Genomic DNA, 7,226 nt, shown 5'->3' on the forward strand with positions numbered 1-7,226 from the left:
CTCCGCAGGCGGTGATGCCGCCGGCCATCGTGTGGATGATGCCGGGTTGATCCGAGGCCCGCAGTCGCAGAATGTATCGCTGCACGCTCAGCTCTTACCACTCCCGGTCTCCACAGCACGACGGCGTGGCCCTCCGCGTCGATGCCGCGCCGGCCCGCACGTCCGGTCAGCTGCGTATATTGGCCCGCGGTCAAGGGAACCATGGCCTCGCCGTCGAACTTCTCCAGCCGCTCGAGCACCACCGAGCGGGCGGGCATGTTGATCCCCAGGGACAGGGTCTCCGTGGCGAAAACGGCCTTGAGTAGGCCCTCGGCGAACAGCTGCTCCACCAGTTGCCTGCACGCCGGAAGCAATCCCGCATGATGCGCGGCGACGCCACGGCGCAGGCCCTCCCGCCACCCTGGGATTCCGAGCGCCTCGCCCTCCTCCCCGGTCAGCCCAAGGTCCGCGGCCTCGACCCGGCGTAGGATCTCCCTGCGTTCGCGCAGGTCCGTCAGCCAGAGTCCCGATTCGGTGCAGGAACGGACGGCGGCGTCGCACCCGGCCCGGGAGAAGACGAATACGATCGCCGGCAGTAGCCCGTCGCGGCCGAGCCGCTGGAGCAGCTGCGCCCAGGGCTTGGACTCTCGGCCGCCTTCTGCCGGGCTGCGTGACCGGTGGAACTGCCGGGTCCGGCCGCGCTCCTGCTCATCGCCGGCGGTGGATCCGGCCAGCGAGGCTGCGTCGGACAGCGCCAGCAGGTGGGGGTTGAGCGGATGCCCGTCCAGCATCGCCGGTGGTTGCGGGTCGAGCTCGTCAAAGGCGACGGGCTCGGCGAACAGGTCGAACAGCTGGTTTTCGGCCATGACGTGTTGGAACAGGGGCACCGGGCGGTGTTCGGACACCACCACGGCGGTAGCGCCCCGGACCGCTTCCAGCCATGCCCCGAACTCTTCGGCGTTGGAGATGGTGGCGCTGAGGCTGACCAGCCGCACGGTTTCCGGGAGCTGGATGATGACCTCCTCCCACGCGGTTCCCCTGGTCCGGTCCGCCAGGTAATGCACCTCGTCCATCACCACATACGCCAGTCGCTCCAGGCCCGGGGATCCCGTGTAGAGCATGTTGCGCAGCACCTCGGTGGTCATGACGACGACGTCGGCGTCCGGATCGACGCTGCTGTCTCCCGTGAGCAGGCCGACCCGGGCGCTTCCGTAGGCCGCGGAGAGATCGGCGAACTTCTGGTTGCTCAGCGCCTTGAGGGGCGTGGTGTAGAACGTCCTGGTGCCCTGGGCGACGGACAGGAAGGCGGCGAAGTCCCCCACCACCGTCTTGCCGGCCCCGGTGGGGGCCGCGACCAGCACCCCGCGGCCGTGCTCGAGCGCCGAGCAGGCCTCTACCTGGAACGGGTCCAGTTCGAAGCCCAGCCGGTCCCGGAATTCCCGGAGCCCGCGGGCGCCGGCCGCGCCGACCGAGCCGGCTTCAAGGCGTTCGTTGTCCGGCATCTTCCGGCGCTCAGGCGCCGATGACCAGCGAGCGAGGGGCGGCCTGCTCGGGGAACAGGTAGGCGCTGATGGCGTGCGCGATCTTGCGGCCGCCCTGGACGGAGGGCTCGATCGGATTCGCGTAGTCGGCGTCTTCGGGACAGATAAGCCTCAGGTCCACCAGCGCCAGCCCCCGGGCGAAGACGGCCCGGGTGATGTGGTCGTTGAACAGGGCGGCGGCCGACCGGATGATCCGCTGATCGGGGCCGGAAGGCGGGGTGTCGTAGATGGTGCAGGCCGCCGTCGGCAGCCCCGTGGCCGCGACCGCATCCAGCATCGCGGCGTAGCCGGCGCCGAATTTATCCTGGGCATCGGCGAACATTGCAAGGGCTTCGGCCGCCCACACGGCCGGTTCATTGAGCAGGTAGGCGAAACCGAGGGCGTCGTTCCCGCCCACGCTGATCACCAGATGCGTGGCGTCCCGCGGGAGGGAGCGGAGCTGGCCGGCGACCCCGCTGATGACGGCGCCGTCGAGGGCCAGGAGCGTGGCCTGCCACCCGCGCGGCAGCAGCCCGCGAAGGTGAGTCACGACGTCGGGGCCGCCGGCAACATAGGCAGCGTTGTCGAACACCGAGTCGCCGAGCAGCACGACGTGGCCGGTGCTGCCGGGTGCGTCAGCTGCCATGTCGCCCTCCTGTTTCAGGGTCGGTGAGGTTTTCGGGACCGCGGGCGGGCACTCGGGCCGGTGAGCACACCTTATCCCCCCGCCCCGACCACCCGGTAGGTGCGCCCCTATCCCCCTGGAGCAGGCCAGAGGACGAAAGGACCCGGGCGCCGTAGAGCGCACCCGGGTCCTTGAGCGAATTACTGTTCGCTAGCCGAGGTAGAGCACGTCCTCCAGCGGCTCCCCCGCGGCGATCCGCTTCAGGATCGCCGGCTCGGCATCGTCCGAGGCAAGGGCGGAATCGACGACGGCGGCTGCCACCTCGGGCGCCAGCACCACCACTCCGTTCTCATCACCCAAGACGATGTCGCCGGGATTCACCGTGGTGCCGCCGATGGTGACCGCGACACCGAACTGCGACCGGCCGGAGCCGTGCCGCTTCGTGGTCAGGCACGTGGTGCCGCGCGCGAACACCGGCAACGCCCCGCCGTCGTCCGCCGCCTGCAAATCCGCGAGATCGGTGACCGGTCCATCCACCAGGATGCCCGCGGCACCGCGGGCCCTTGCCGCGGCAGAGGTGACCGCACCCACCGGGGCGTGGCTCCGGTCCCCGTTCAGGTCCAAAACCAAGACCTCGCCGGGACGAAGCCGGACCAGCGCCTGGTTCACGGCCACGGCATCTGCGTCGGGAATTAACGCAGTGGCGGCGACCCCGATCATGCGGACACCCGGCACGATGCTCCGGATGTCCCCGCTGCAGAAGCCGTCCTCCAGAAAGTGGCCGAGGGTGGGGAGGCTGACCCGGCCCAGTTTCCGCAGCAACTCATCCATGGTCTGCCCCTGGAACCACTGCCACGCATTCGATCTCCAGGGACACGCCCCACAGGCTGACGCACACCGACGTGCGGGCCGGCCGGTGCGGGCCGAAGTACTCGTCGTACACGGCGTTGTATTCCTCGAGCTGGTCAGCACTGGTCAGGTAGGTATTCACCTTGACCACGTGCTGCAGGCCGCTGCCGGCCTCGATGAGGATCGCTTCGAGGTTCCGGATGGTCTGGCGCACCTGGTCGGAGAAGTTCTCCGGCTGATCGGTCAGGCCGCCGGGCCCCGCCGGGATCTGCCCGGAGGTGAAAACAAAACCGTTCGCCACCACCGCCTGGGAGTAGGGCCCCACCGGCCCCACCGCACCCGGCGCTGCAGTGATGCGGCGAATGCTCACGATTCCGCCTTGGCAAATGCCTTCACCGTGTCCGTGTTGTCTACGGCGTCGATATCGCCGTGGCGGGTCTCCGTCAGGAGGTACAACGCGATGAGGGAGAGTACTGCGGCGCCCATGATGTACCAGGCGATGGACGTGCTCTGGCCGGTGGCCGCCAGCAACGCTACGGTGATCGCGGGAGTAGCCGCGGAGCCCAGCAGGCCGGAGAGCATGTAGGAAACGGACAGGCCGGAGTAACGGACCTTGGACCCGAAGAGCTCGGCGAGGAAGGTCGCGATCGGTCCGTAGTTGGCGGAGAAGGCGAGCATCATCAGGCCGTAGGCAACGAAGAGCAGCGGCTCGGATCCGGAGTTGAGCAGCCAGAAGAACGGGAAGGCCAGGAGGGCCTCGGCGATGATGCCGGCGAAGATGATGGGTTTGCGGCCCACGCGGTCCGAGAGCCGGCCGAAGAAGGGGATGGCGACGAACGCCAGCGCGCAGGCGAACATGACCACCCAGAGCATCTTGTCCTTGGAGTAGCCGAGCTCCGCTGTGCCGTAGTTGACGCCGGAAGCGACCAGGAGGGTGAAGGTGCTGCCCGTGGAGAGGGTGGCGACGCCGCCCAGGATGACCTGCTTCCAGTAGCGCTTCATCAGGTAGGCGAACGGCAGCTTGGCCTTGGCCCCGGTCTCGCGGACCATCTGGAAGGACGGAGTCTCCTCGATGTTGAGGCGGATGTAGATTCCGACCGCAACCAGAACGGCGGAGAGGAGGAACGGAACGCGCCACCCCCAGCTGAGCAGGGCCTCGTCGCTCATGCTCGAGGCCACGATGAGGAACGCGACGTTGGCCAGCAGGGTTCCGATCGGAACACCGATCTGCACCATGGAGCCGAAAAAGCCGCGGCGGTTCTCCGGCGCATGCTCAACGGTCATGAGCACTGCGCCGCCCCATTCGCCGCCGAGCGCCAGCCCCTGGATGAGGCGCAGCAGCAGAAGCAGCAGCGGCGCCGCCACACCGATGGTGTAGTAGTCCGGCACCAGGCCGATGGCGAAGGTCGCCGCGCCCATGGTCATCAGTGAGATCAGCAGCATGGACTTGCGGCCCAGCCGGTCGCCGAAATGACCGAACAGGATGGCCCCCACCATGCGGGCCAGGTAGGCCGACGCGAAGGTCAGGAACGAGAGGATGGTGCCGACGGCGCCGTCGAGCTCGGGGAAGAAGATCCGGTTGAACACCAGCGCGGACGCGGTGCCGAAAAGAAACAGGTCGTACCACTCGACGGTGGTGCCGATGACGCTTGCCGTGGATATCTTCCGCATCTTCCGGCGGTCCAAACGGGCCGCGGCCGCGCTGGTGGGTGTCACATGCTGGGACATTGCATCTCCAATAGGGGTGCGAAGTGGTCGGCGGCAGGGCCGCATGCTCGTGCTGAGCGCATTCGAATCGTTTACCCACTATCCCGGCGTGTAGTGTGCCTCACAATCGCTAAGCACACACGTTTCGGACGCCGGGGCTGGGCATCTGCACACCCGCGCCGACACAACCCCTACAGGCCCCCGAGGTTTGCCTTAGGCCCAGGCGACAACCGCGCGGGCCGCCTCCACGGGTTTCATCAGGTCAATGCCGGTCAGGTCCTTGAAGCGCTTGAGCCGGTTCAGGATGGTGTTGCGGTGGCAATAGAGGTGCTCGGCGGTTTCGGTGACGCTCCCGTTCCGCATGAAGCTGAGCACGGTTTCTTCCAGCCGGTCGCGTTCGTCCGGCCGGCAAACCGCCAGTTGTGCCTCGAGCCCGGCCCTGACATCGATGCCGATCCCCGCCATCCGCAGGCGGGTCAGGCGGGTCCAGTCCTCACCTACGGTCAACGGCTGCTTGTCACTGCTGTTGACCAGATCGCTGAGCACCGCGGCGATCCTCGCCGCCGGCGTCAGTTCCCCAAGTCCGAGCACGGGGCCGTGCACCCCGCAGGGAACGGATGCCAGCGGTGCCGGGACCCGCACCCCGCCCAGGTCCTGCATCCCCTGCGTTTCGGGCCAGAACACGTACGTGTACTTGTCCGCCTGATGCAGGAAGGCCGGCGCCCCACGGTGTGAATAGGACGCGAGCTGCCGCAGCGCCGCGGCGGCCTTCCCCTGCGCGGCGGCTATCCCGAACCGGCCGTCCGGATTCACGTCGAACGCTGTGGCGAAGCGGTTCCGGGTCTCCGGCAGCTGGCCCTCCGGCCCGAACAACGCGGCCACGAACTCATGCCGCACGCCCGCTTCCTCCCGGGCCATGAGGATACGCTCGGCGAGATAGCTGGAATGGGCGGCGGCGGCATAGTCGTCAACCACCTTCCAGACGGTTTCCACCCGGTTTGTCAGCATGGCGGCGTCCTCGGGGCCCGACAGCTCCAACAGGCTGCCCCAGACCACCGGAAAGTCGAGACGCACGGCGGAAATCAGCGCCTCCGGCGGCACACCCTGGCGTGCCCGGCGGGCGCCCAGTTCCTCCGCAAACCTCAGCAGGCCGGGATAGGAAGCGGGTTCCTCCAGGCAGTCCAGGATCAGCTCGAGGGACCCTGCCGCCGTCGACTCCAGGTCGTCGTGGCCGACCAGGTCCTGCGCGTAGCCTGGGATGCTCCGAACCCGCCGGACGAAATCCGCCTTCAACGCCCCGGCCTGCTGCCGCAGCCGCGCCACCAGACCGGCCCAGGCACGGTCGGACGTCTCGCCAAGGACTGTGTGCATGAGCACAGTCTAAACGCGCCAAAGGGGTTGGCTTCAGCTAGTTACTTCGAAGTTGGCTGCTGCCAGCATGGAACGAGACAAAGACCGAAGGAAGGGAACAGCGTGAGCACTACAGCCATGCCGGAGGCCGGCAGGTCCGGCAACGCAGGCAGCGCCGGCGCCGGCGCCGGTATCAGCGCGGGACATCTGATCGTGGCACAGCTCGAGGCCGCCGGGGTGAAACGCGTCTACGGCGTCCCGGGCGAGAGCTTCCTCGATGTCCTGGACGGCCTGCACGATTCCTCGATCACCACCGTCGTCACTCGCCATGAGGGAGGCGCCGGGTTCATGGCGCTGGCCGAGGGCCGGTTGACCGACCTTCCCGGGATCGCCATGGTGACCCGCGGGCCCGGCGCGGCGAACGCGTTCATCTCCGTCCATACCGCCTATCAGGACGCCACTCCCCTGGTGCTCTTCGTCGGACTCATCCCGGTGGCCGACCGCGGACGTGAGTCGTTCCAGGAGTTCGACATCAACGCCTGGTTCGGCAGCACCGCCAAGAAGGTCTTGGTCCTCGACCACGCAGCCTCGGCAGCCGCAGTCGTGGACGACGCCATCCACACCTCCCTCAGCGGCCGGCCCGGCCCGGTGGTCATCGGCCTCCCCGAGGACGTTCTCACCCACCTGGTCCCGGGCGGCGTCCCGGTGACGCCGCGAGCCTTGGCCCGCACGGCCCCGTCGTCGTCTGCACTGCAGGAATTCGGCACGAGGCTGGCACAGGCCAGCCGCCCGATGATCGTGGTGGGCGGCGAAAGCTGGACGCAGGAGTCCGGCGAGGCGCTGGCCCGCTGGGCGGCCGGGCGTGGAATCCCGGTGGCCGCAGACTTCCGCGCCTATGATGCCGTGCCGCACCGGCTCGAGGGCGGCAACAGCTACGTAGGGTCGCTCGGCTACGCCCGCAGTGACGCGCTGGCTGCACGGTTCGATAAGTCTGATCTGCTGGTGTTCATCGGCTGCCCGCGCGCGGACGTCCTGAGCGACGGGTACACCGCCGGCCTGGATGCCGAGACCGTGGTGGTAATGCCCGGCGACACGCTGGGGCACTTCGGGCGCCTCGACCAGCACATAGTGGCCGATCCGGTTGCGTTCACCGAGGCCCTGGCCGGGCTGCCGGAGGCCGGCGCCGCCGAGCCGTC

At 68.4% G+C, this 7,226-nt stretch carries 7 protein-coding genes; 1 reads left to right on the top strand and 6 read right to left on the bottom strand.

The window, feature by feature from the left end:
* From AC5RUJ_RS08095 to AC5RUJ_RS08120, 6 genes are all read right to left on the bottom strand, one after another.
* Positions 1 to 1,481, bottom strand: a 1,481-nt coding sequence (locus AC5RUJ_RS08095) for a DEAD/DEAH box helicase (protein WP_494155746.1), incomplete at its 3' end; no start/stop codon positions are given.
* A gap of 10 nt (positions 1,482 to 1,491) precedes the next feature.
* Positions 1,492 to 2,145 carry a GDSL-type esterase/lipase family protein gene (locus AC5RUJ_RS08100; RefSeq protein ID WP_494127756.1) on the bottom strand — a complete coding sequence of 218 codons (654 nt, stop codon included), beginning with the start codon at positions 2,143 to 2,145 and terminating at the stop codon, positions 1,492 to 1,494.
* Positions 2,146 to 2,334: 189 nt separating this feature from the next.
* Positions 2,335 to 2,955 carry an RraA family protein gene (locus tag AC5RUJ_RS08105; protein WP_494127755.1) on the bottom strand — a complete coding sequence of 207 codons (621 nt, stop codon included), beginning with the start codon at positions 2,953 to 2,955 and terminating at the stop codon, positions 2,335 to 2,337.
* Positions 2,948 to 3,343 carry a RidA family protein gene (locus tag AC5RUJ_RS08110; RefSeq protein ID WP_494127754.1) on the bottom strand — a complete coding sequence of 132 codons (396 nt, stop codon included), beginning with the start codon at positions 3,341 to 3,343 and terminating at the stop codon, positions 2,948 to 2,950. Before AC5RUJ_RS08110 ends, AC5RUJ_RS08105 begins: the two co-directional genes overlap by 8 nt.
* Positions 3,340 to 4,701, bottom strand: coding sequence for an MFS transporter (locus tag AC5RUJ_RS08115; protein ID WP_494002080.1), 1,362 nt, complete (start codon positions 4,699 to 4,701; stop codon positions 3,340 to 3,342). The genes AC5RUJ_RS08110 and AC5RUJ_RS08115 overlap by 4 nt, the downstream gene beginning before the upstream one ends.
* A gap of 192 nt (positions 4,702 to 4,893) precedes the next feature.
* On the bottom strand, positions 4,894 to 6,051 hold the full coding sequence (locus AC5RUJ_RS08120) for an RsbRD N-terminal domain-containing protein (RefSeq protein ID WP_494127753.1): 1,158 nt from the start codon (positions 6,049 to 6,051) through the stop codon (positions 4,894 to 4,896).
* Positions 6,052 to 6,153: 102 nt separating this feature from the next.
* Here AC5RUJ_RS08120 and AC5RUJ_RS08125 point away from each other — a divergent pair.
* A partial coding sequence (locus AC5RUJ_RS08125; protein ID WP_494155747.1) for a thiamine pyrophosphate-binding protein occupies positions 6,154 to 7,226 on the top strand: 1,073 nt, incomplete at its 3' end.

Source organism: Arthrobacter sp. Y3223164 (assembly GCF_059091005.1).